Here is a 20,658-nt window from a genome sequence, read left to right as displayed (position 1 = left end):
TTTGCGGGTTGAATCAATACCGAACAGCCACGCGCGCCCGAGGTCACTGGTGAAGCGGAGGCGACGGAAGCGGATGGAAGCTGCACCGCGGTCCTGGCAATTCAGCCTGTCGAACTGGTCGGTCACCCGCAAGGTTGGCGTGGTGCTGGTGCTTCCGGTGCTGCTGGCCACCGTCTTCGCCGTGCTCCGAATCAACAACGAACTGCGTACCATGGCGCAGTTGGACGCGGCGACCGAACAGGCGATCATCATCCGTCCGATCGTCAAGTTCGGTTCGGCCACCGAGCAACTCGGCGTCACCGCGACCGCAACCTGGGGCAATACCGCGGACCCGCAGACCGACGCGGCGCTGACGAAGTTCGACCAGGCCCTGGCCGAACTGGAAGGCGCCTTGCAGACCACCAAGGTCAGCGGCCGGGTCACCTCCGAACTCGCCTCGGCCATCGCCACCGGCACCACGATGCGCAACAGCCTGCGCAACGGCTCGCCCGCCATGGTCGGCGAGCAGTCCGACGAGATCATGGTCCGCATCGGCAACGCGCTCGCGCTGTCACCGTCGGTGGACGACCTGGTCATCCAGCGGTACTTCCTCCAGCTGGCGTCGGTGCAGACCGCCCGGCGGGTGCTCACCCAGCAGCGCATGCTGATCGGCTCGCCGGACGCGGGCCGCAACCCGAGCGTGCGGCCGCGCGTGCTGGTCGCGGCGGGCGCCGAGATCACGATGATCTACCAGTACGCGCAGATCCTGCCGGACTACGCGGGCAATATGCGCCCGCTGCTGGACGCGGTGCAGACCCGTCTGGGCACCTTCAGCCAGAACGTCGCCGATCCGGCGTCCAACCCGGCCGTCATCGACTCGCTGCTGGTCAGTTCGGACACCTACGAGAAGACCACCGCGCAGCTGATCGACACCATCGATGCCGCGCTGGCCGCCCGCACCACCGAAGCGCAGGCCGGTGCGCTGCGCGAGACGACGATCGTCATCGGCATGCTGCTCGCGGGCCTGGCGCTGGCCCTCTCGGTGGCGCGCACCCTGGTCGTCCCGGTCCGCCGCCTGCGGCGGGACGCGCTCGAGGTGGCGCACATCAAGCTGCCCGACGAGCTGGCCGTGGTGCGCGCCGGCGGCACCACGCCCGAGATCACCCCGGTCGCGGTGCACACCACCGACGAGATCGGCCAGCTGGCTCGCGCCGTGGACGAGATCCACGAACAGGCGCTCAACCTCGCCGCCGACCAGGCCCGCTTGCGCCTGCAGATCGGGAACATGTTCGAAACCCTGTCCCGCCGCAGCCAATCGCTGGTCGAGCAGCAGCTCGCGCTGATCGAGGACCTCGAGCACGACGAGGACGACACCGACCGGCTGCAGAGCCTCTTCCGCCTCGACCACCTGGCCACCCGCATGCGCCGCAACGGCGACAACCTGCTGGTGCTCGCCGGTACCGCGCTGCGCCGCGGCCAGCTGCACCCGGTGCCGCTGTCGGACATGCTGTGGAGCGCGGTCTCCCAGGTCGAGGACTACCAGCGCGTCGAGATCGGCGCGGTGCCCGACGGCATCGTGGCGGGCGAGCCCGCCGTCGACATCGAGCACCTGCTCGCCGAGCTGATCGACAACGCGCTGCGCTACTCGCCGCCGACCACGCCGGTCACGGTGATGGTTTCGCGCGCGGTGGACGGCGGCTACCTGATCGAGATCACCGACCGCGGCCTCGGCATGTCGCTGGAGGACCTGCAGACGACCAACGACCGGCTCGCCTCCGGTGGTGAGGTGACGGTCGAGACCGCGCGCCGCATGGGCCTGTTCGTCGTCGGCCGGCTGGCCAAGCGCCACACCATCACGGTCAGCCTGCGGCGCACATCCACGATGGCGCAGCAGCCGGGCATCACCGCCAGCGTGCACCTGCCGGGCGCGCTGGTCGCGCCGCCGATGGACGTCACCGACCCGGCGGGAAAGCCGCTCGACCTGACCGCCGAGCACCACCTGCCCCCGCACGTCACGCAGCCCACCGGTGCGCACCCGCGCAACCTGGTTCCGGTGCCGAGCCTGCCGCAGCGCGACACCGCGCGTTTCGGCGTGACGAGTTCCGGCTTGCCGCAGCGTCGTCCGGCCATCCGCGTGGCCGACACCCCCGACCAGCCCACGGTCTCCACGCCGGTGGGCCGGGCGGTCAACCCGGCGGATCAGCCGCCCACCCAGCCGTGGCCGGTGCTCACGCCGCGCACCGACGACCGCACCCCGACCGGTCCGTTCGCCTCGGTGGCGACCACCACCGGTGAACACGCCGTCGAACGGGAGCAGAAGCCGGCGCCCACCGATCTGTGGGCCGAGGTGAAGGACGACGAGCCGGCGACCGGCCCCACGCCGACCGTGCCGAGCCAAGCGCCCGCGCCGCAGACCACCGCGCGATCCGGTCTTCCGATCCGGAAGCCCGCCGCACCCGTCGACCCGCCGCAGGAGGTGGCACCGGAACCCGCGACGGTGACCTCCTCCCGGCTCCAGCCGGTCGCCGGAGCGTCCCCGACCCCGATCTATCAGCGCATGGTCTCGGAATGGCTGGTCGAGCCCTCGACTTCGCAATCGCCGGAAAGCTCGTGGTCCTCGCCTGGTGACGCGGGCTGGCTGGCCGCCGAGGATGCGAGTCATCCGACCACCACCGCGCGCACCGTCGGCGGGCTGCCGATCCGCAGGCCGGGCGCCCAGCTGGTGCCGGGCGGCCTGGCGCCGGTGGAGGACGCGGGCCCGCGTGATCCGGAAGAAATTCGCAACAACCTGACCAGGCATCTCAGTGGGGTCCGCAGCGGGCGGGCCAATGCGCAGTACAACGACGGAGGGCTTGCATGACCAACGCGAACAACAGCACCACAGACGAGAATCTGAACTGGCTGGTCGCCCGCTTCACCCGCGATGTGCCCGGCGTGTCCCATGCGGTGCTGGTATCGGCGGACGGCTTGTTGCAGGCCACCAGTCCGCATCTGCCCAGCGATCGCGCCGAACAGCTCTCCGCCGTCACCGCCGGGCTCGCCAGCCTCTCCATGGGCGCGGCCTCGCTGTTCGACGGCGGCAAGGTGATGCAGTCGATCGTGGAGATGCAGCGCGGCTACCTGCTGGTGATGAGCGTCGGCAACGGCTCGCATCTGGCCGTGCTGGCGAACAAGTCGCATGACATCGGCCGCATCGGCTACGAGATGGCACTGCTCGTCGATCGGGTGGGTTCGGTGGTCACCGCGACCGCGCGCACCGCTGTCTGAGCGTGAGATGTCCAACCCATACGGCCCCGGACCACGCCCGACAACGCGCGTCCGGCCCTACGCCCTGACCTCGGGGCGTACCGAACCCGCGATCGACCTGCCATTGGAGGCGGTCATCGAAACCTTGTCGTACACTGCACATCTCGACTGGCCGACCGGCGATATCCGCACCGAGATCCTCCGGCTCGGCACGCACCGCCTGTCGGTCGCGGAGATCGCGGCACATCTGGACCGGCCGCTCGGCATGGTCCGGGTGGTGATCGGCGACCTCGTCGTCGATGGCACCATGCGCGTGCATTCGACCCTGACCGAAGAGGCGAGCTATGACGAGCGCCGTTCCCTGATGGAGAGGACATTGCGTGGACTCCGCGCCCTATAGGAATCTGGGGCCCAGTGGACATCCCGGGCCAAGTGCGAATCTCGGACCGGGAAACGCCCCCGGACCGGACGGCTTCGAGAATCGGGTCGCTTCGACCAAGATCGTCGTCGCGGGCGGCTTCGGCGCGGGCAAGACCACCTTCGTCGGCGCGGTGTCGGAGATCGTTCCGCTGCGCACCGAGGCGATGGTGACCCGATACTCCGACGGCATCGACGATCTCGCCGAGACGCCGGAGAAGGAGACGACCACCGTCGCCATGGACTTCGGCCGGATCATCCTGCCGGGCAACCTGGTGCTCTACCTGTTCGGGACGCCTGGTCAGCGGCGGTTCTGGTTCATGTGGGACGACCTGATCCGTGGCGCGATCGGCGCGGTGGTGCTGATCGACACCCGGCGGCTGGAGGACAGCTTCGCCGCTGTCGACTTCTTCGAGGCACGCAAGCTGCCGTTCCTGATCGCGGTCAACCGCTTCCCGGACGCGCCGCGCTTCCCCATCGCGGAGCTGCGCGAGGCGCTCTCGGTGCGCGAGGGGGTGCCGATCGTGGACATCGACGCGCGCAACGCGATGGAGGTGCGTCAGGCGCTCGCCGCGGTCACCGAGTACGCGATCGCTCAGCTGAAAGCCAGCGAGCTGGAAGGGACCGCCCGCCATGCGTGAGGTCGCGGTGCTGGCCGCAGGCGGGGCGTCCGTCGACCAGTTCGCCCTCGGCTACTGGATGATCGCGCTCTCGCTGGGCATCTCGGTGCTCGGCGCGGTGGTGGGTCTCGCCTGCATCGTGCACGGCGCGCGCTCGGTCCAGTTCCGCCTGGTGTGGCTGATCTCGGCGGCGATCTCGCTCGGCGGCGTCGGGGCGTGGCTGGCCACCTCGGTGGCCATGCTCGGCCTCAAAGTGCCCGGCAGCGCGATGCGGTACGACCCGGGCAGGCTGATCTCCGCCTTGGTGGTGTCCATCGCGGCCGTCTTCGCGGCGCTGCTGATCATCGGGCGCACGCCTCGGCTGACGCTGCTGCTGCCCGGCGGTTTGGTGCTCGGCCTCGGCATCGGCGTCACGCACTATCTCGGCATCGGCTCACTCGAGATCCAGGGATCGGTCGGCGTGACGACCTGGCTGGCCGCCGTCTCCGCCGTGATCGGGGTGATCACCGCGACCGCGACGCTGTGGTTGTTCCAGACCATGCGCTTCCCGCTGGCCCGCGCCGCGACCGTGCTGCTGTTCGGCGTCGGCGTGTCCGCCACGTACTACACGGCGCTGGCCGCGTTGCATTTCGATGTGGACCGGACGGCGAAGGTGCCCGGCGGCGTCGAGCTGTTCGACTTCGTGTTCCCCATGTTCGTCATCGGCTTGCTGGCGTTGACCGTGCCGATCTCCGCGGTGCTGATCGCGCCGGATCGCCGTGAGCTGGCCGGTCCGCCGAAGGTGCGGCGGCCGAAGCTGCAACCCGTCCGCTGACCCGCGGTCGCCGATAACGGCGAATCACACGGCCCGCGGTTCGGATTCACGGCGCGGAACGGGGCTGTTCCACCGTTTCGCGCTGACCGATCCCCGCGGGTGGTGCGGATTCGGCGATGCCCCGGATTCACCCGCCCGGCCCACTTACAGTGGAGGCCATGCGTTTCGGTCTCGACTACGCCGCGGGACGTCCGGGGGGCGCGGCGATTCGGGCGGCGGGGTACGACTTCGTGGTGCGGTATCTGTCCGCGGGTGGCCCGAGCTTGCCGGGAAAGCTGCTCACCCCGGCCGAGGCGAACGATCTGCGGACGCACGGAATCTCGATCGTCTCGAATTGGGAGACCACGGCCGCGCGGATGCTGGACGGCTACGGTGCGGGCATCGTGGACGCGCGCGCGGCCCTCGCCCAGGTGCTGCGCTGCGGCGGCCGGGTGGACCGGCCGATCTATTTCTCGGCTGATTTCGACGCTTCGCAGCAGGATCAATTACGCGTCCACGCCTATCTGGACGGTGCGGCGACCGTGCTCGGCCGCCCGAACGTCGGTATCTACGGCGGGTACTGGGCGGTCAGCCGCGCACTGGACGCGGGGTACGCGACGTGGGCATGGCAGACCGACGCGTGGTCGGGCACGAACGTGGAGACCAGACGCGCGATCCATCAGACGCTGCGCCAGGTGACGGTCGGCGGCGTGCTCTGTGACGTGAACGAGGCCGAGACGACCGATTTCGGCCAGTGGGATTTCGTGGGACGGGAGGATCCGGACGTGACGCCGGAACAAGAGGAAGTGCTGCGCGACATCCAGATTCAGCTGCGCGGACCCGGCTTGTCGGGCTGGCCGCAACTGGGCGCCGACGCGGACGGCCGGAATCGGACGCTGGTGGACGGATTGGCCGCGGCACTGGCGCGAATCGCCGCATTGGAGCGCGAATCCGCCGAATTGCGAACGCAAGTCGGCGAATTGCGCACCGAGATCAGCGAACTGGAGGCGACGACCGCCGAACTGACCGACCAGGTGGAACGTTGGAACGGGCGGCACTGGCCGTGGCCGCTGTCGCTGATCGAGGGTCCCGCGGCGCTGGTCGGCGAGCAGCTCGCGCGCTTGGAGGCCCTGTTGCCGGATCTGCCCGGGCTGCCCGGACACGACGGTGGCGTTCGGCGCGCGCCGGGCGGTGACGACGGCCCGGCGGCGTTGACCTCGAAAAACTGAGTCTCACACCGGCGCGACGATCGGAGCCGCGCGGTCCGGTGGACGAGAGCGACTCGGGAGAGCGGAAACCGGCGAACAGCCCCGGAATTGGCGATGGACGGGTTCTCTTGGAAACCAAGAGAACCCGCCCTCGACGACGAGGGTACCGGTATCGGGCTGTGAGCGCACCATTTTCGGTGAACTTTTCCGCCACCGAAAACCAACCATTGGTCCGGGATTCATCGCCTGGCTATCCGATCGCAATCGCTTCCCGCGCAATAGTGCGACGTGATGCGGGACACATAGTTTGCTAGATATTAGCCATTGCGCCTTGGTGATCGGGGCGAAATTCTCCTCAGAAGGCATCGACGTGGCCGTTTCCGGACGGTTGACCAGCATCCTGCTCATCCGGAGCCCCGTCCGCATCGGCCGAGCAATCGCCCGTCGAGACAGGCGCTCGCGCGGCGAAGGGCGGCACGACACTTTCGGCGCGTACCGCTCAGAGCTTCTCGACGTCGATCAATCCGCGCCGCACGGCCGCGACCAACCGGCGCGGCACCTTGTGCACGACGCCCGCGACGGTCACCGGCACCAGATCCACGGGCGCGGCCTTCCAATTCGACCGGCGGCTGCGGGTGTTCGACCGCGACATCCTCCGCTTCGGTACCGCCATCTCAGGATTCCTTCCGTGCGCGCTTGCCGTACTTGCGTTCGAACTTCTCCACCCGGCCCTGGGTATCCAGCACGCGGTGCGCACCGGTCCAGAACGGGTGCGAGTCGGCGGTGACGTCCACCGTCAGCAGCGGATAGGTGTTGCCGTCCGCCCACTCCACGGTGCGCGTGCCGGTGGCCGTGGACCGGGTGAGAAATCGCTTGCCGGTGTTCACGTCCTCGAAGACCACCAAGTGGTAGTCCGGGTGGATTCCCTTCTTCATTTCGCCTCTCCTCTCGGGCTTTTCGCGTCCTCTACGGGTTGTCCCGGTTGGTCGCCGTTCGCGCACGGGTCGGCGTGCCATTCCCCGAAGGGGTCCTCCCACTGGGCGACTCGCTCCGGCGCACGCTCGACCAGCCGCAGTTCGTCGTCCTCCACCAGCGCCCAGTGCAGCGCTTCGCGGATCTCCGCCGGATCGGCGTCGTGCACGAGGATCGACAGCGAGACGTCCCGGTCCCCGAACCGCTCGTCCCAGCGCAGGGCGGCCATCGCGCGGCGCTCCGGATCGGCTTCGGCCAGTTCCTCTTCCGGCAGCGCGGCCAGCCAGCGCCCGGCACCGCCCACCCGCAGGCCGCCACCGGCTGATTCGAGCCACACCACCTCGTCGGGCTGCGTGGCCAGCCAGACACGCCCGCGGGCGGTGACCACGCCCTCGAGCAACACGTCGAGAGCCTGGTGCAGGCGGGCGGGATGGAAGGGCCGCGCCGCGGCGAACTCCACGAGTTCGACGCCGTAGTCACCGGTCAAGGGCGGTCGGCCACGCAGCAGCGGCGCGTGCGCGTCGAAGATCCTGCCGCGGCGCGAATCGGCGGGGACGCGCGTGAGCAGCGTTTCGGCCAGCGCGGGGGTGATGGAGTCCGGCTCGTCCACCCAGGCGATCGGCGCGCCGGGGACCAACCGGGCCAGGACGGCGGCGAGTTTGCCGCGGTCGACGGCCATGTCCGCGAGCAGCGCTTCGGGCGTGACGGCGGCCAAGGCGATCACGGCATCGGCGAAATCGACCTGCCCGACCGCGACCTGCGCCACCGTGCGGTCGTCGTCGGCGGCGGCGAGGCCGCGTTCGGCGAGTGTGTCGTCCCCGGTCGCGTCGGCGAGCCAGGCGCCCGCGTCCAAGCAGGTGACAACCGCGTCCACCCGCACGTCGCGCCCGGCCGGGCCGTCTATGCGGCCGTGCACGCCGGCGACCACGACATGCTCGATCGCCTGGCACACCGCTTCGGCCTCGAACGCCGGGTCCAGCGCCAGCACGATGCGATCCACCGATTCACGCTGGGAGAGAGTGCGCAACAGCGGAAGCAGATCCATCCGCAGCGTGCACGAGACGCAGCCGTGCGCGAGTTCGAGCACCGCCGAAGTCTCCCGCGTCGCGGTGCGCACCGTGCGGTGCACGATGCCTTCCCGCAGCTGCGTCAGATCGTGGCGAACCACGATGGTGCCCGGAGCCATGCCCAGCACCGCGGCCGCGCGATCGACGCCCGTCGCGGCGAGTCCCGCGAAACCGGCGAGCACCACCACGGGCGTTCTGCGGTCGGACTCGGGTGGGGAATCTGCCGCCGCCACCGGTACTCCTTTCAGTAACGATTTTCATTTGCTGTAAGGCAACGGTACATTGCTGGACAGCCATTGTCGAAAATGATTGTCATCTACTGGAGGGAGTCCGGATGTCGGCCCACTGCCAGGTCACCGGGCGCAAGCCCGGCTTCGGTAAGTCCGTGTCGCACTCGCACAAGCGGACCAGCCGCCGCTGGAACCCGAACGTCCAGCGCAAGACCTACTACCTGCCCAGCGAAGGCCGGCGCGTCACACTGACCGTCTCCGCCAAGGGCATCAAGACCATCGACCGGGACGGGATCGAGGCCGTAGTGGCCCGGATCCGGGCCCGCGGCGACAAGATCTGAGGAGCGACCCATGGCGTCGAAATCGACCGACATCCGCCCGATCGTCAAGCTGAAGTCCACAGCGGGCACCGGGTACACCTACGTGACCCGCAAGAATCGCCGCAACGACCCGGACCGCCTGGTACTGCGCAAATACGACCCGGTGGTGCGCAAACACGTCGACTTCCGCGAGGAGCGCTGAGATGGCCAAGAAGTCGAAGATCGCGCGCGATCAGCAGCGCAGGACGATCGTGGCGCGCTACGCGGCACGACGCGCCGAGCTGAAGGATCTCATCCGGAAGCCGGATACGCCGGAGTCCGAACGCGCGGCGGCCCAGGCAGAACTGCGGAAGCAGCCGCGCGATGCCAGTCCGGTACGATTGCGCAATCGGGACGCCGCCGACGGACGACCGCGCGGTCATCTCCGGAAGTTCGGACTCTCCCGTGTGCGTGTGCGCGAGATGGCCCACCGGGGCGAATTGCCCGGTGTGCACAAATCGAGCTGGTAGACAACCACTGATCTCGAGAAGGAACTCGTCATATGGCAGTCAAGCGAGCACCGTCGAAGAAGGTCCGCGCCGAGCAGGCCCGCCGTCCGAAGAAGAACCCGCTCATCGCCGCCGGCATCGAGACGGTCGACTACAAAGACGTGAACCTGCTGCGTACGTTCATCTCCGATCGCGGCAAGATCCGCAGCCGCCGGGTCACCGGGCTCACCCCGCAGCAGCAGCGCCAGGTCGCTGTCGCGGTGAAGAACGCCCGTGAGATGGCCCTGCTGCCGTTCACCAGCCGGTAGGCGAACCGCGCGACGAGCGAAGCGGAAAGACCCCCGATGCGCACGCATCGGGGGTCTTTGTCGTCGCGGCTATCGGACCGGCCGGATCACGGGATGGTCAGCACCTGGCCGGGGTTGATCGCGTCCGGGTTCGGGATGCCGCTGGCGTCCGCGATCTCCTGGTAGCGGTTTCCGTCGCCGTAGAAACGCTCGGCGATCGCCCACAGGGTGTCGCCCGGCTCGACGGTGTAGGTGCGCGGCTCGGGAGCCGGAGGCGGGGGCGGCACCTCCTCGGCGGCCGGAGCCGCGACCTGTTCGGGCTCCGGCGCCTGCTCCGGTTCCGGGGCGGGCAGCGGAGTGTCGGTGTGGGTATCGGACGCCCACAGCGCGCCGCCGTCGGCGCCGTACAGCACGACGTTGCGATCGGGCTGCACGACGAGCCGATCGGCCGCCCGGCCGTTGGTCTCGGTCGCCCACGCGGCGCCGTCGCTCTTGTAGAGCACGAAGTTGCCGTCCTCCTGGAGCACGGCCCGCTCGACGCCCTGATCATGAGTTTGGGTGGCCCACACCACATTTCCGCCCGGCTCGGACAGCACTAGATTGCCGTCGTCCTGCAAAGTGAGGGTGTAGGCCCCGCCCTGGAGCGATTGCCCCCGCCCGAGTTCTTCGCCTACGCGCAGCGTGTCGACCACGATACTTCCTTTCCAGAAAAAGCTGGTAGAGCATCCGACATGGACGCGCGCCACCACTTCCCGGCGCGCATCCCCGCAGAACTTACTGCCCCCGAACGATTTTCGGAGCTGTTACGCGCAGGGTTCGCGGAACGTTCACTGTGGGGTTCGTCCCAGTGCACGACGCACCCGCCGTGGCGATAGGCGAACCAGCTCCGGGACTAGGGTGTCGGTATGGATCGGATCCAGGCCGGACGCGCCGCCACAGCTGTCGCCGTAGTACTCGCCTGCCTCGCCGTCGGAGGCTGCGGCGACTCCGGCGAGGAGGGGGCACCGCAGAGCACGAGCGCCGCGTCGAGCGCCGCGCCGCAGAGGCCGATCGAGGACCCGCGCGGGAACCAGGGCAATGAGTTCACCGCCGATCCGGCCATCGTCGGCGCGCATCCGATTCCGTTCCAATCGTGGACTCGCTTGGCGGACAACAAGATAGCGGTCAACTTCGAAACCGGATCGCCGGAGTGCTATGGCGTGGACGCCACGGTCACCGAGACCGCGTCGACGGTCACCGTCGAACTGCGCTCGGGCAGCCGCGCCGAGGCGGTGGGCCGGATGTGCACCATGATCGCGGTATTCGGCACCCTGGAGGTGCCATTGAAAGAACCGCTCGGCAACCGCACCGTGCTCAGCGCGGCCTAGGACGACGCGCGGCACGGCCGGGGACTCCGGGCCGCACGGATTCGCCTCCGCCTTCCCACCTGGGAGGCCGGGTAGCTACCGGCTTGCGCCGGCCACGCCGAAGCGCCTTGCCGTGTGCGCGATCCACGGCCGCGTCATCTCTGCTGGAACGAAAACGCCGCGCCGGACCTTCGATCCGACGCGGCGTTCCAGGACTACCGATCTCAGTGGGCGAAGTGGCGGGCCCCGGTGAGATAGAGGGTGACGCCTGCCTCGCGAGCGAGGTCGATGGTCTCCTGGTCGCGCACCGAACCACCGGGCTGCACGATGGCGCGGACACCGGCCTGGATGAGGGTCTGCGGACCGTCCGGGAACGGGAAGTAGGCGTCGGAGGCCGCCACCGAGCCCTTGGCGCGGTCCCCGGCCCGCTGGACCGCGAGGCCGACCGCGTCCACACGGTTGACCTGGCCCATCCCGACACCGACCGAAGCGCCCTCGTGCGCGAGCAGGATCGCGTTGGACTTCACGGCCCGGCAGGCGCGCCAGGCGAACGCCAGATCGGCAAGCGTTTCGGCGTCGGCGGGCTCGCCCGCGGCCAGGGTCCAGTTGGCCGGGTCGTCGCCCGGCGCGTCCAGCACGTCGCGCTGTTGCAGCAGGACGCCGCCGCTGATCGGGCGCAGCTCGGCGCCCGCGCGCCGCGGCGGCTCGGCGACGAGGATGCGCACGTTCTTCTTGCGCTGCAACACTTCCACCGCGCCGTCCGCATAGGACGGCGCGACGATGACCTCGGTGAAGATCTCGGCGACCTGCTCGGCCATCTCCACGGTGACCTCGCGGTTGGTGGCGATCACGCCGCCGAACGCGCTGACCGGGTCGCAGGCGTGCGCCTTGCGGTGCGCCTCGGCGATGTCGGCGCCGAGGGCGATGCCGCACGGGTTGGCGTGCTTGATGATCGCGACGGCCGGGGCCTCGTGGTCATGGGCGGCGCGCCAGGCCGCGTCGGCGTCGACGTAGTTGTTGTACGACATCTCCTTGCCGTGCAGCTGCCGCGCCTGCGCCAGCCCGAGGCTGCCGTCGCCGTTGGTGTACAGGGCGGCGGACTGATGCGGGTTCTCGCCGTAGCGCAGCACCGCCGACCGCGCCCAGGTGCCGCCGAGCCATTCGGGGAACCGGATCGCGGTGTCTTCGGCCGCGTCGCCCGTGGCCAGCACGTTGGTCATCCAGCTCGCGACCGCCACGTCATAACTCGCGGTGTGCTGGAACGCCTTGGCCGCCAGGGCCGTGCGCTCGGCCAGCGTGAAACCGCCGGACTTCACCGCGGCCAGCACGTCGTCGTAGTCGCCGCTGTCGACGACCACCGTCACCGAGGGATGGTTCTTCGCCGCGGCGCGCACCATGGACGGCCCGCCGATATCGATCTGCTCCACGCACTCGTCGGGGCTCGCCCCGCTCGCCACGGTCTGGGTGAACGGGTAGAGGTTGACCACCACCAGCTGGAACGCCTCGACGCCGAGCTCGACGAGCTGGTCGACGTGCTCCTGCTTGCGCGAGTCCGCCAGGATGCCCGCGTGCACCCGCGGGTGCAGGGTCTTGACCCGGCCGTCCAGGGTCTCCGGGAACCCGGTCAGGTCCTCGACCTTGGTCACCGGGATGCCCGCGTCCGCGATCTTGCCCGCGGTGGAACCGGTCGAGACCAGCTCGATGCCCGCGGCGTGCAGACCGGTCGCGAGCTCCACGAGACCCGTCTTGTCGTAGACGCTCACCAGCGCCCTGCTGATCGGCTTGCGTTCACTCACCGGAGAACTCGCTCATCTGGGATAACTGCCTTTCGTCCGTCGGAGACAATGCCTCGTGTCGCGACGGCGGCGACGACCTCCGCCAGCAACCGTCGCTCGACAACCTTGATGCGCTCGTGCAGGGCGGCCTCGTCGTCACCCGGCAGCACCGGCACCGCCTCCTGCGCGAGAATCGGCCCGGTGTCCACGCCCTCGTCGACCAGATGCACGGTGCAGCCGGTGACCCGCGCGCCGTAGGCGAGCGCGTCACGCACGCCGTGCGCGCCGGGGAAGGCGGGCAGTAGGGCGGGATGGGTATTGATGATCCGGCCGCCGAACCGGTCCAGGAAGGCGGGACCGAGCAGCTTCATGAAACCCGCCGATACCACCAGATCCGGCTGGTGCGCGGCGACGGTCTCGGTGAGCTCCACATCCCACGCGGCACGGTCCGGAAAGTCCTTCAGCGCCACCCGGAAATGCGGTATGCCCACGGCGTCGGCGTGGGTGGTGGCGGCGCACAGCCGGTCGACGCCGACCGCGACGACCTTCGCCGGATAGCCGGGTGCGGCCGTGGCGTCCAGCAGGGCACGCAGCAGTGAGCCGGTGCCCGACGCCAGCACGACGACGGTGGCCGGCGTCGCTGCCGGCTTCCACGAGGCATGCGGGGACGTCAGCGCTCTACTCCCTGATCGATCGGATGGCGGATGGATGCGGCACCGCCGGGTTAGAGCCTAACGACCGTCCACCCGGTCACTGTCCGGCAGGTCCGCCTCGACCACTTCGGCGTCGACGATGTCCGATGTGGCGTCGTGGTGGTATCGGCCGCCGGACTCGATCGCGGGCGGATCGTCGACGAGTTCGGCGTCCAGTGGGGCTTCCAGCTCCGGCCGCTCGTAGTCGTCGTAGTAGTCGTCCTCGTAGTAGTCGCCGTCGTCCGCTTCGTAATAGGCGTCGTAGTCGGCGTCGTCCTCGTCGAGGTAATCGTCGTACGGATCGGTGTAGTCGCCCGGCGGGACGCCCACCGGTACGAGGAACCATCGCGCGAACGCCAGGCCCGCGCAGCCGGGAACGGCCAGCCAGGCGAACGTGATCAAGGGGAACACCGGCAGGTCCAGCCCGACCCGGCCGACCGCGCCGAGTTCGCCGCCCGCCACCGCGCCGGCCAGCGTGAGCGCGAGCGCGGCGAGCCCGGCGGAGGTGAGCGTGGCCCACGGCGCAGTGATCCGGTCGGTGGAGGTGCGCGCGAGATCGAGCCCGCCGAGCACGCCGACCGCGGCGGGAACCACCAGCAGCACCGGCCACCATCCCGCCGCCGGGCCGGTCGGCACAGCGGCCAGCAGTGGGAAGGCCGGGATGGGGCCGCCGACGACGGAGAACACCCCGAAGGACGCGGCGCCGATCTGCGCGCTGGAACCGACCAGCACACCGACGGTCTGGATGGCCAGGTTCGGCACGTACGCCAGCGAGAGCAGCGTCAGGCCGAGGACGCCTCCGAAGTTGCCCGCCGACTGATACATCTCGCCCAGGCGGGAAATGTGCGCGAGGAACGAGATCACCACGACCGCCGTCGCGCAGCCCAGCAGGCGCAGGACCGAACGCCCCGCGCCGTAGAGACCGGATACCGCCCAATCGGGCAGGCGCAGCACCGCGAACAGCTGTCGCCGGAGACGGACGGCGATACCGATGGCGGCGGCGAGCAGATACAGCGCCGCGACCCAGGCGAAGGCGGCGAGGGTGTTCGGCGGTTGCAGTGCGATGACACCGGAAGCGTCTTCGGTGACCGCGAGGCAGACGGAGGTGACCAGTAATGGACCGCCCACCGCGGCGCCCACGATCCATCCGAGATCCGCCCTGGTGGACTGCGGTTCCACGGCGCGCGCGCATTCCCGTGCGGCCAGCCAGACCAGCAGCGCGGTCGGCAACAGCGGAAGTAGTCCGAGCGAGGTCTTGCCGATCACCAGCGGAACCTGGTGCACGCCCAGCCAGGAGGCGGCGATCGCGCCGGAGGTGCCGTCCAGATCGCTGCCGGAGGCCAGCAGCGTGACGAAGACGAGGACGACGAGGGTGGTCAGCCCGAAGGCCGAGGGGCGGCCCGCGACCGCGATGAGCACCCTGGATCGCTCGGGGGTGAGGGACAGAAACCCGTCTTCGTCCGCGTCCGGGGGCGGCTGCGACGCACGCGACCCGCCGATCCGGCGGGTCGAGGAGTTTCTGGAGGAGCTCATGGCGATTCAGCGTGGCATCCTCCCCGGCGCGAGCGGGTCAGGCGCGCCGCAGGCACGCGACCGCCGCGCCGGGGGACGCCGCTGAGTTCCTACTTGTTGTTGTTGTCGTCCGAGGAGGGACGGAACGCCTGGGTGGCATCCGAGGACGGATCGCCGCTCTGCTCGCCGCCGAACGGCTGGTTCTGCTGGCCAGGCTGCGCCTGCTGCTGGCCGTAGCCGGGCGTACCGTAGGGCGCCTGCTGACCGGTCTGCTGCTGGCCGCCGAAGTGCTGGGTGACGCTCTCGTCCGGGCGCGGCTGCGCGCCGTACGGCGAGCCCGGCTGCTGGGACGCGCCATAGGCCGTGGTCTGCTGGCTCTGCCCGTAGGGCGACTGCGGCTGGCCGTACGACTGGCCCTGCTGCGCCTGACCGTAACCCGGCTGACTCTGCTGCTGCCCATAGGGCGAGGGCTGCCCCGCCTGGGACGGGAACTGCGGCGGCGCGGCCTGAGCGCCATAGCCCGCCTGACCGTACGGGCTTGCTCCGTAACCGGGCTGGCCCTGGCCGTAGGACTGCTGACCCTGTCCGTACGACGGCTGCTGCTGGCCGTAGCCGCCCTGGCCGAATCCGCTCGGCGCGGTGGCCGGGCGCGGTGCGGGGGCCTTGAGGATGCCCGCGTCGAACAGCGCCGCGGCGATCGACACCGCCGCCTGCGCGAAGGCCAGCACGAGCAGGACGTACGCGCCCGCCTTCAGCTCGCTGCCCTCACCGAAGTTGAACGACTGGAACAGCAGCGCGATGAAGCCCGCGGTCGAAGCCGCCGCGGCCGCGCCGATCCAGTTCTGCTTCGGCAGCAGCGACAGCGCGGCGAGCAGGCCGCCCAGCAACAGCAGACCCAGCAGCGGCGTGCCGGACGCCACCTCGAAGAAGTTGGCCGTTTCCGGTGCGCTGACCCTGCGACCGCCGATATCGATGGGCTTGCTGCCGAGGAACGGCAGGAAGCCGAGCAGGAAGTTGATCACGCCGAGCGCGGCTACGCCGACCACCAGGAAGAACGGCAGACCTTTGGCATCGGAACCGGTAGCGCTCGAACCTGAAGTGGCACCACCCGTCGCCGGGCTCTGACTGGATGGCGCTGAGGGCTGGGGTGTGTTGTACCCGGAGCCCCCGGTCGGGTAGGACATGTCGTCGTCTCCTCAATCGAGTCGTACATGGTCTTCACGGCTGGATTACTTCTGACGCTACTGCACTGTCTCGCCCCGGTCACCCTGCCGCGACGGCCGGAATGGGCGAGTCCGCCCGTATCCCGGCAGGTCGCGGCACATGTCCGGTGCGAAGCACCTAGCGAGACCACCTACCGCTCTTTGAAACTGTTGCCCGCGATGGCGCTTTTCACACCACGGGGGTTCTCAATAGCGGGGAATTTCCGGTGACAGGTCGATGAACCATCCATTCGGCTGCCTCGTTGTGAACAGAGAAGGGGAAGACGGAACCCCCGGCACATCGAACAGTTCCGCGCGTGGCGGGTCCGGATGCTCGGCTACTGCCCAAGCCAGAGCCCGCCGCCACACATGACGAAGGCCGCCCCCCGAATTCGGAGGCGGCCTTCGTGCGCGGGGGGAGATCAGGCGGTGATGCTGGCCTTCTCCAGGATCTCGCGAGCCAGCGCGGCGGTCTCGGACGGCGTCTTGCCGACCTTCACGCCCGCGGCCTCCAGCGCGTCCTTCTTCGCCTGGGCGGTGCCCGACGAACCGGACACGATGGCGCCCGCGTGGCCCATCGTCTTGCCCTCGGGGGCGGTGAAGCCCGCCACGTAGCCGACGACCGGCTTGGTGACGTTGGCCTTGATGTAGGCCGCGGCCCGCTCCTCGGCGTCGCCGCCGATCTCGCCGATCATCACGATCAGCTTGGTCTCCGGGTCCTTCTCGAACGCCTCGATGGCGTCGATGTGGGTGGTGCCGATGACCGGGTCGCCGCCGATGCCGATGGAGGTCGAGAAGCCGAAGTCGCGCAACTCGTACATCATCTGGTAGGTCAGGGTGCCGGACTTGGAGACCAGGCCGATCGGGCCCTTGCCGGTGATGTTGGCCGGGGTGATGCCGACCAGCGACTCGCCGGGGGTGATGATGCCGGGGCAGTTCGGGCCGATGATCCGGGTCTTGGCGCCCTTCTCCACGTTGTAGGCCCACGCGTAGGCGGTGTCCTGCACCGGGATGCCCTCGGTGATGACCACGAGCAGCGGGATCTCCGCGTCGATGGCCTCGATGATGGCGTCCTTGGCGAACTTCGGCGGCACGAACGCGATGGACACGTCGGCGCCGGTCTCCTTGATGGCCTCGGCGACGGTGCCGAACACCGGCAGCTCGACCGCGTTGCCGTCCTTGTCGGTGTGCGCGACGGTGGTGCCCGCCTTGCGCGCGTTCACACCGCCGACGATCTGGGTGCCCGCCTTCAGCATCAGCGCGGTGTGCTTGGTGCCCTCGCCGCCGGTGATGCCCTGGACGATGACCTTGGAATCCTTGTTCAGGAAGATAGACATTCTTTTCGTCCTTACTCGGCCGTCGTTATCGGGCGGCTGCCAGTTCGGCGGCCTTGTCGGCGCCTTCGTCCATTGTCTGCGCCAGCGTCACCAGCGGGTGCGCGGCCTCGACGAGGATCTGGCGACCCTCGTCCACCCGGTTGCCGTCGAGGCGGACCACCAGCGGCTTGTTCGCGTTGTCGCCCAGGATCTCCAGCGCCTTCACGATGCCGTTGGCGACCGCGTCACACGCGGTGATGCCGCCGAACACGTTGACGAACACGCTCTTGACCTGCTCGTCGTTCAGGATGACGTCGAGACCGGCGGCCATCACCTCCGCCGAGGCGCCACCGCCGATGTCCAGGAAGTTGGCCGGCTTGACACCGCCGTGGCCCTCGCCCGCGTAGGCGACGACGTCGAGGGTCGACATGACCAGACCCGCGCCGTTGCCGATGATGCCGACCTCACCGTCGAGCTTGACGTAGTTGAGGTCGTTCTCCTTGGCCTTGAGCTCGAGCGGGTCGGTCGCGTCCCGGTCGGCGAACGCCTCGTGCTCCGGGTGGCGGAATCCGGCGTTCTCGTCGAGGGTGACCTTGCCGTCCAGCGCGAGGATCTCGTCCTGCGGGGTGCGCACCAGCGGGTTGACCTCCACCAGGGTGGCGTCCTCGGCGACGAACACCTCCCACAGCTTCTGGATGGTCACGGCCGCGGCGTCCAGCACGTCGGCGGGCAGGTGGCCCTGCTCGGCGATCGAACGCGCGAACGCCAGGTCGACGCCCTTGACCGCGTCGACGGGAACCTTCGCCAGCCGCTCCGGCTTGGTGGCGGCGACCTCTTCGATCTCCATGCCGCCCTCGACCGAGCACATGGCCAGGTAGGTCCGGTTGGCGCGGTCCAGCAGGAAGGAGATGTAGTACTCCTCCGCGATGTCCTTGGCCTCGGCCACCAGGATCTTCTTGGTGATGTGGCCCTTGATGTCCAGGCCGATGATGTTCTGCGCGTGCGTCAGCGCGTCATCCGGGGTGGCGGCGTACTTCACGCCACCGGCCTTGCCGCGGCCACCGGCCTTCACCTGGGCCTTGATCATCACCGGCTTGCCGATTTCCGCCGCGATGGCGCGGGCGTCCTCGGCCGTGTCCGTGACGCGGCCCTCGGACGAAGGCACTCCGTGCTTAACGAAGAGCTCCTTCGCCTGATATTCGAAGAGATCCATGTACTCACCGTCTCGTCTGCGTTGTGATGACAACGTCTTTGTTGGCGGCCCGACGTCGGAAGCGGGTCGGGTCGGACTCTAATCAGTCACATGGAGGGCCAATCGGCCACGTTCATCCTAAGTGGCGCAGGTCACGGAGTGGCGCCCAGGGCGGCAAAACCGCTGGCCAACGCTACTCGCGAGTAGGTTGCTGGCGCCGCGCCAGGTAGAGCGGGCGAACCCGGGAGCGAACCGCGATCTACTACGAATCGTCGTTGAACGACCTCTCCGGAGTGCCCATACAGCAGTGAGATATTCCGTGGGGTTAGGGTGATGAATCTCACATGTTTGTCACGGACCGTGCACACCGCTTGTGGGCACGACATCGTTTCGTTACCGTCATTGCGGTCGATGTCACAACACGGTCACGACTAGGAGGACGGCAAGCTTGACGCAGCACAGCACTCCGCAGACGGAGAGCCGCTCCGCATTCGACCGATCGACGCCGCTGGTCAAGCGGCATCCGAGTTCCATCCGCTTCACGATGTGGCACCGCCGATGAACCACAGCTCCACCTTCGCTTCCGATGATCGCTTGCGGTCGGGACATCGTTATCGCCCCGACGACGAGCCCTTCGCTCCGGCGGCCCGCCACGCAGGCGCCTCGTTCGACCAGCATCACGCCGGGTACGAGGCAGCGCCGCAGGCGGAATACGACTTCCGCCCCGCCGGTGGCGATTACGGCTTCGCGGCCGAGCCCGCTCACGATTCGGGCTACGACCAGCCGGCCTATGAGAACGCGGCCTACGACAACGCATGGGACACCAACAGCGCGTGGTCGCAACAGAATTGGGCACAGCAGGACTCCTGGTCCGACGGCGGCGCCTGGAACTCCGGCGACGCGTGGGCCGAGCAGGAGCCCTGGACGCCCGACGAGAAACCCTGGGTGTCCGACACCGGCTGCTGGGCTCCCGAGGAATCCTGGGCGACCGAGACCCCCGAGGCCGAGGCCGACGAGGAGCCGAGCGCACCCGTCCTGCCGACCGTCATCCGCGGGGGCCGCTCCACGAACAAGCGCGGTGGCGCGCACCGGGTAGCGGCGCCGCCCGCCGCTCTCAAGGGTCGGGCCGCGGTCGCCGCCGTCGCCGCGGGCGCGGTGGTCGCGGCCGGGCAGGCCGCGTTCGCCTCGCCCGAACAGCCGTCACAGGCGGTCGACTACGAAGCCGCCGGGCAGATCCACGAGATCGCCGCGCAGTCGATGAACATGGCCGATCCGACGGCGGCGCCGGACTCCCCCCAGGTGCTGAACGTCTCCTCGCCCGCCCACCTCGACCAGTTCAACGACATCCTGCAAAAGGGCCAGAAGTACGCCGAGGACCTCGCCGCCCAGGAGTCCGCGAAGCTTCGCCCGCTCTTCACCAAGTTCGCCGCGGGCACCTTCACCTCCGGCTTCGGCGCCCGCTGGGGTGTGCAGCATCTGGGCATCGACATCGCGGGCCCGATCGGCACCCCGATCTACGCCGTCGCCGACGGCACCGTGCTCGAGGCCGGTCCCGCGTCGGGCTTCGGCATGTGGGTCCGCCTGCTGCACGACGACGGCACCGTCACCATCTACGGCCACATCGACACCGCCACGGTGTCGCAGGGCCAGCGCGTGCTCGCCGGAGACCAGATCGCCACCATCGGCAACCGCGGCTTCTCCACCGGCCCGCACTGCCACTTCGAGGTCTGGCTGAACGGCGTCGACAAGGTCGACCCGCTGCCCTGGCTGGCGACCCGCGGCATCAGCCTCGGCCCGCAGCGCGACTGAACGGCGCGGATACCGGACGCGTTCGACGCGCCGCTTGGTCGACCGACATCGAACGGCGGTTCAGGACTGCATCGCTACGAACCGGGGCGGAGCGGATACCGGACGCGTTCGACGCGCCGCTTGGTCGACCGACATCGAACGGCGGTTCAGGACTGCATCGCTACGAACCGGGGCGGAGCGGATACCG

The 20,658-nt window shown here is 69.2% G+C and carries 22 protein-coding genes; 12 read left to right on the top strand and 10 right to left on the bottom strand.

All coding sequences use genetic code 11. The features are described 5' to 3' along the window. The first annotated feature begins 73 nt into the window (after positions 1 to 73). The 6 genes from ABZ803_RS11640 (at position 74) to ABZ803_RS11615 (ending at position 6,284) form a co-directional block, all read left to right on the top strand. Positions 74 to 2,839 carry an ATP-binding protein gene (locus ABZ803_RS11640; protein WP_357035675.1) on the top strand — a complete coding sequence of 922 codons (2,766 nt, stop codon included), beginning with the start codon at positions 74 to 76 and terminating at the stop codon, positions 2,837 to 2,839. Next, entirely contained in the window at positions 2,836 to 3,246 is a 411-nt protein-coding gene (locus ABZ803_RS11635) for a roadblock/LC7 domain-containing protein (RefSeq protein WP_039801134.1), read from the top strand. The genes ABZ803_RS11640 and ABZ803_RS11635 overlap by 4 nt, the downstream gene beginning before the upstream one ends. A gap of 7 nt (positions 3,247 to 3,253) precedes the next feature. Continuing rightward, entirely contained in the window at positions 3,254 to 3,625 is a 372-nt protein-coding gene (locus ABZ803_RS11630) for a DUF742 domain-containing protein (protein WP_040782732.1), read from the top strand. Between the two features lie 100 nt (positions 3,626 to 3,725). Then, on the top strand, positions 3,726 to 4,283 hold the full coding sequence (locus ABZ803_RS11625; protein WP_040870011.1) for an ATP/GTP-binding protein: 558 nt from the start codon (positions 3,726 to 3,728) through the stop codon (positions 4,281 to 4,283). After that, positions 4,276 to 5,076, top strand: coding sequence for an MHYT domain-containing protein (locus tag ABZ803_RS11620; protein WP_357035671.1), 801 nt, complete (start codon positions 4,276 to 4,278; stop codon positions 5,074 to 5,076). Before ABZ803_RS11625 ends, ABZ803_RS11620 begins: the two co-directional genes overlap by 8 nt. A 158-nt stretch (positions 5,077 to 5,234) precedes the next feature. Continuing rightward, a complete protein-coding gene (locus ABZ803_RS11615) occupies positions 5,235 to 6,284 on the top strand; it encodes a DUF1906 domain-containing protein (RefSeq protein ID WP_357035668.1) in 1,050 nt (349 codons plus the stop codon). Positions 6,285 to 6,762: 478 nt separating this feature from the next. Here the strand turns inward: ABZ803_RS11615 and rpmF are convergent, their stop codons facing one another. The 3 genes from rpmF to ABZ803_RS11600 are packed head-to-tail and all read right to left on the bottom strand — an operon-like array spanning position 6,763 to position 8,535. Next, positions 6,763 to 6,936, bottom strand: coding sequence for a 50S ribosomal protein L32 (rpmF, locus tag ABZ803_RS11610; protein WP_040869869.1), 174 nt, complete (start codon positions 6,934 to 6,936; stop codon positions 6,763 to 6,765). Position 6,937: 1 nt separating this feature from the next. Continuing rightward, positions 6,938 to 7,198: a type B 50S ribosomal protein L31 gene (locus ABZ803_RS11605; RefSeq protein ID WP_040869871.1), complete on the bottom strand. Its 261-nt coding sequence runs from the start codon at positions 7,196 to 7,198 to the stop codon at positions 6,938 to 6,940. Then, entirely contained in the window at positions 7,195 to 8,535 is a 1,341-nt protein-coding gene (locus tag ABZ803_RS11600) for a GTP-binding protein (RefSeq protein WP_357035664.1), read from the bottom strand. The genes ABZ803_RS11605 and ABZ803_RS11600 overlap by 4 nt, the downstream gene beginning before the upstream one ends. A 101-nt stretch (positions 8,536 to 8,636) precedes the next feature. Here ABZ803_RS11600 and rpmB point away from each other — a divergent pair, with 101 nt between their 5' ends. The 4 genes from rpmB to rpsR are packed head-to-tail and all read left to right on the top strand — an operon-like array spanning position 8,637 to position 9,648. After that, complete coding sequence (gene rpmB, locus ABZ803_RS11595; protein WP_043697994.1) at positions 8,637 to 8,873, top strand: 50S ribosomal protein L28; 237 nt, start codon at positions 8,637 to 8,639, stop codon at positions 8,871 to 8,873. 10 nt (positions 8,874 to 8,883) lie between these two features. Beyond that, positions 8,884 to 9,054, top strand: a complete 171-nt coding sequence (rpmG, locus tag ABZ803_RS11590; protein WP_019049259.1) for a 50S ribosomal protein L33 — start codon at positions 8,884 to 8,886, stop codon at positions 9,052 to 9,054. Position 9,055: 1 nt separating this feature from the next. After that, positions 9,056 to 9,361, top strand: coding sequence for a 30S ribosomal protein S14 (gene rpsN, locus ABZ803_RS11585; RefSeq protein ID WP_357035660.1), 306 nt, complete (start codon positions 9,056 to 9,058; stop codon positions 9,359 to 9,361). A gap of 32 nt (positions 9,362 to 9,393) precedes the next feature. Continuing rightward, positions 9,394 to 9,648, top strand: a complete 255-nt coding sequence (gene rpsR, locus ABZ803_RS11580) for a 30S ribosomal protein S18 (RefSeq protein ID WP_011211513.1) — start codon at positions 9,394 to 9,396, stop codon at positions 9,646 to 9,648. 86 nt (positions 9,649 to 9,734) lie between these two features. Here rpsR and ABZ803_RS11575 read toward each other — a convergent pair whose 3' ends face one another. Beyond that, positions 9,735 to 10,319, bottom strand: a complete 585-nt coding sequence (locus ABZ803_RS11575) for a LysM peptidoglycan-binding domain-containing protein (protein ID WP_357035657.1) — start codon at positions 10,317 to 10,319, stop codon at positions 9,735 to 9,737. A 213-nt stretch (positions 10,320 to 10,532) separates the two neighbouring features. Here ABZ803_RS11575 and ABZ803_RS11570 point away from each other — a divergent pair, with 213 nt between their 5' ends. Continuing rightward, the gene (locus tag ABZ803_RS11570; RefSeq protein WP_357035654.1) at positions 10,533 to 10,994 is read left to right on the top strand and encodes a hypothetical protein; all 462 of its coding nucleotides are present in this window, start codon (positions 10,533 to 10,535) and stop codon (positions 10,992 to 10,994) included. A gap of 203 nt (positions 10,995 to 11,197) precedes the next feature. Here ABZ803_RS11570 and purH read toward each other — a convergent pair whose 3' ends face one another. The 6 genes from purH to sucC form a co-directional block, all read right to left on the bottom strand. After that, complete coding sequence (purH, locus tag ABZ803_RS11565) at positions 11,198 to 12,769, bottom strand: bifunctional phosphoribosylaminoimidazolecarboxamide formyltransferase/IMP cyclohydrolase (RefSeq protein WP_357035651.1); 1,572 nt, start codon at positions 12,767 to 12,769, stop codon at positions 11,198 to 11,200. Further along, positions 12,766 to 13,422: a phosphoribosylglycinamide formyltransferase gene (gene purN / locus ABZ803_RS11560; RefSeq protein WP_357036324.1), complete on the bottom strand. Its 657-nt coding sequence runs from the start codon at positions 13,420 to 13,422 to the stop codon at positions 12,766 to 12,768. Before purN ends, purH begins: the two co-directional genes overlap by 4 nt. A gap of 57 nt (positions 13,423 to 13,479) precedes the next feature. After that, complete coding sequence (locus ABZ803_RS11555; protein ID WP_357035648.1) at positions 13,480 to 14,973, bottom strand: DUF6350 family protein; 1,494 nt, start codon at positions 14,971 to 14,973, stop codon at positions 13,480 to 13,482. 89 nt (positions 14,974 to 15,062) lie between these two features. Continuing rightward, the gene (locus ABZ803_RS11550) at positions 15,063 to 16,136 is read right to left on the bottom strand and encodes a DUF5336 domain-containing protein (RefSeq protein ID WP_357035645.1); all 1,074 of its coding nucleotides are present in this window, start codon (positions 16,134 to 16,136) and stop codon (positions 15,063 to 15,065) included. 440 nt (positions 16,137 to 16,576) lie between these two features. Beyond that, positions 16,577 to 17,491 (bottom strand): succinate--CoA ligase subunit alpha, encoded by a 915-nt coding sequence (sucD, locus tag ABZ803_RS11545; RefSeq protein WP_040869884.1) that lies wholly within the window; start codon positions 17,489 to 17,491, stop codon positions 16,577 to 16,579. Between the two features lie 25 nt (positions 17,492 to 17,516). After that, positions 17,517 to 18,683, bottom strand: a complete 1,167-nt coding sequence (gene sucC, locus ABZ803_RS11540; protein ID WP_357035642.1) for an ADP-forming succinate--CoA ligase subunit beta — start codon at positions 18,681 to 18,683, stop codon at positions 17,517 to 17,519. A 537-nt stretch (positions 18,684 to 19,220) separates the two neighbouring features. On the opposite strand from sucC, the gene ABZ803_RS11535 reads away from it, so the two are divergent. Continuing rightward, the gene (locus ABZ803_RS11535) at positions 19,221 to 20,471 is read left to right on the top strand and encodes a M23 family metallopeptidase (RefSeq protein ID WP_357035639.1); all 1,251 of its coding nucleotides are present in this window, start codon (positions 19,221 to 19,223) and stop codon (positions 20,469 to 20,471) included. Positions 20,472 to 20,658: the final 187 nt, after the last annotated feature.

This window comes from Nocardia sp. NPDC047648, assembly GCF_040642815.1.
GTDB classification, from domain to species: domain Bacteria; phylum Actinomycetota; class Actinomycetes; order Mycobacteriales; family Mycobacteriaceae; genus Nocardia; species Nocardia gamkensis.
This window is presented reverse-complemented; position numbering and strand designations above follow the sequence as displayed.

Coding starts and splice junctions, on each gene's coding strand:
- rpmB (WP_043697994.1), top strand. CDS start 8,637: ATGTCGGCCCACTGCCAGGTCACCGGGCGCAAGCCCGGCTTCGGTAAG.
- ABZ803_RS11605 (WP_040869871.1), bottom strand. CDS start 7,198: ATGAAGAAGGGAATCCACCCGGACTACCACTTGGTGGTCTTCGAGGAC.
- rpsR (WP_011211513.1), top strand. CDS start 9,394: ATGGCAGTCAAGCGAGCACCGTCGAAGAAGGTCCGCGCCGAGCAGGCC.
- ABZ803_RS11640 (WP_357035675.1), top strand. CDS start 74: ATGGAAGCTGCACCGCGGTCCTGGCAATTCAGCCTGTCGAACTGGTCG.
- sucC (WP_357035642.1), bottom strand. CDS start 18,683: ATGGATCTCTTCGAATATCAGGCGAAGGAGCTCTTCGTTAAGCACGGA.
- ABZ803_RS11615 (WP_357035668.1), top strand. CDS start 5,235: ATGCGTTTCGGTCTCGACTACGCCGCGGGACGTCCGGGGGGCGCGGCG.
- ABZ803_RS11535 (WP_357035639.1), top strand. CDS start 19,221: ATGAACCACAGCTCCACCTTCGCTTCCGATGATCGCTTGCGGTCGGGA.
- sucD (WP_040869884.1), bottom strand. CDS start 17,491: ATGTCTATCTTCCTGAACAAGGATTCCAAGGTCATCGTCCAGGGCATC.
- ABZ803_RS11635 (WP_039801134.1), top strand. CDS start 2,836: ATGACCAACGCGAACAACAGCACCACAGACGAGAATCTGAACTGGCTG.
- ABZ803_RS11570 (WP_357035654.1), top strand. CDS start 10,533: ATGGATCGGATCCAGGCCGGACGCGCCGCCACAGCTGTCGCCGTAGTA.
- ABZ803_RS11555 (WP_357035648.1), bottom strand. CDS start 14,973: ATGAGCTCCTCCAGAAACTCCTCGACCCGCCGGATCGGCGGGTCGCGT.
- ABZ803_RS11620 (WP_357035671.1), top strand. CDS start 4,276: ATGCGTGAGGTCGCGGTGCTGGCCGCAGGCGGGGCGTCCGTCGACCAG.
- rpsN (WP_357035660.1), top strand. CDS start 9,056: ATGGCCAAGAAGTCGAAGATCGCGCGCGATCAGCAGCGCAGGACGATC.
- ABZ803_RS11630 (WP_040782732.1), top strand. CDS start 3,254: ATGTCCAACCCATACGGCCCCGGACCACGCCCGACAACGCGCGTCCGG.
- rpmG (WP_019049259.1), top strand. CDS start 8,884: ATGGCGTCGAAATCGACCGACATCCGCCCGATCGTCAAGCTGAAGTCC.
- rpmF (WP_040869869.1), bottom strand. CDS start 6,936: ATGGCGGTACCGAAGCGGAGGATGTCGCGGTCGAACACCCGCAGCCGC.
- ABZ803_RS11550 (WP_357035645.1), bottom strand. CDS start 16,136: ATGTCCTACCCGACCGGGGGCTCCGGGTACAACACACCCCAGCCCTCA.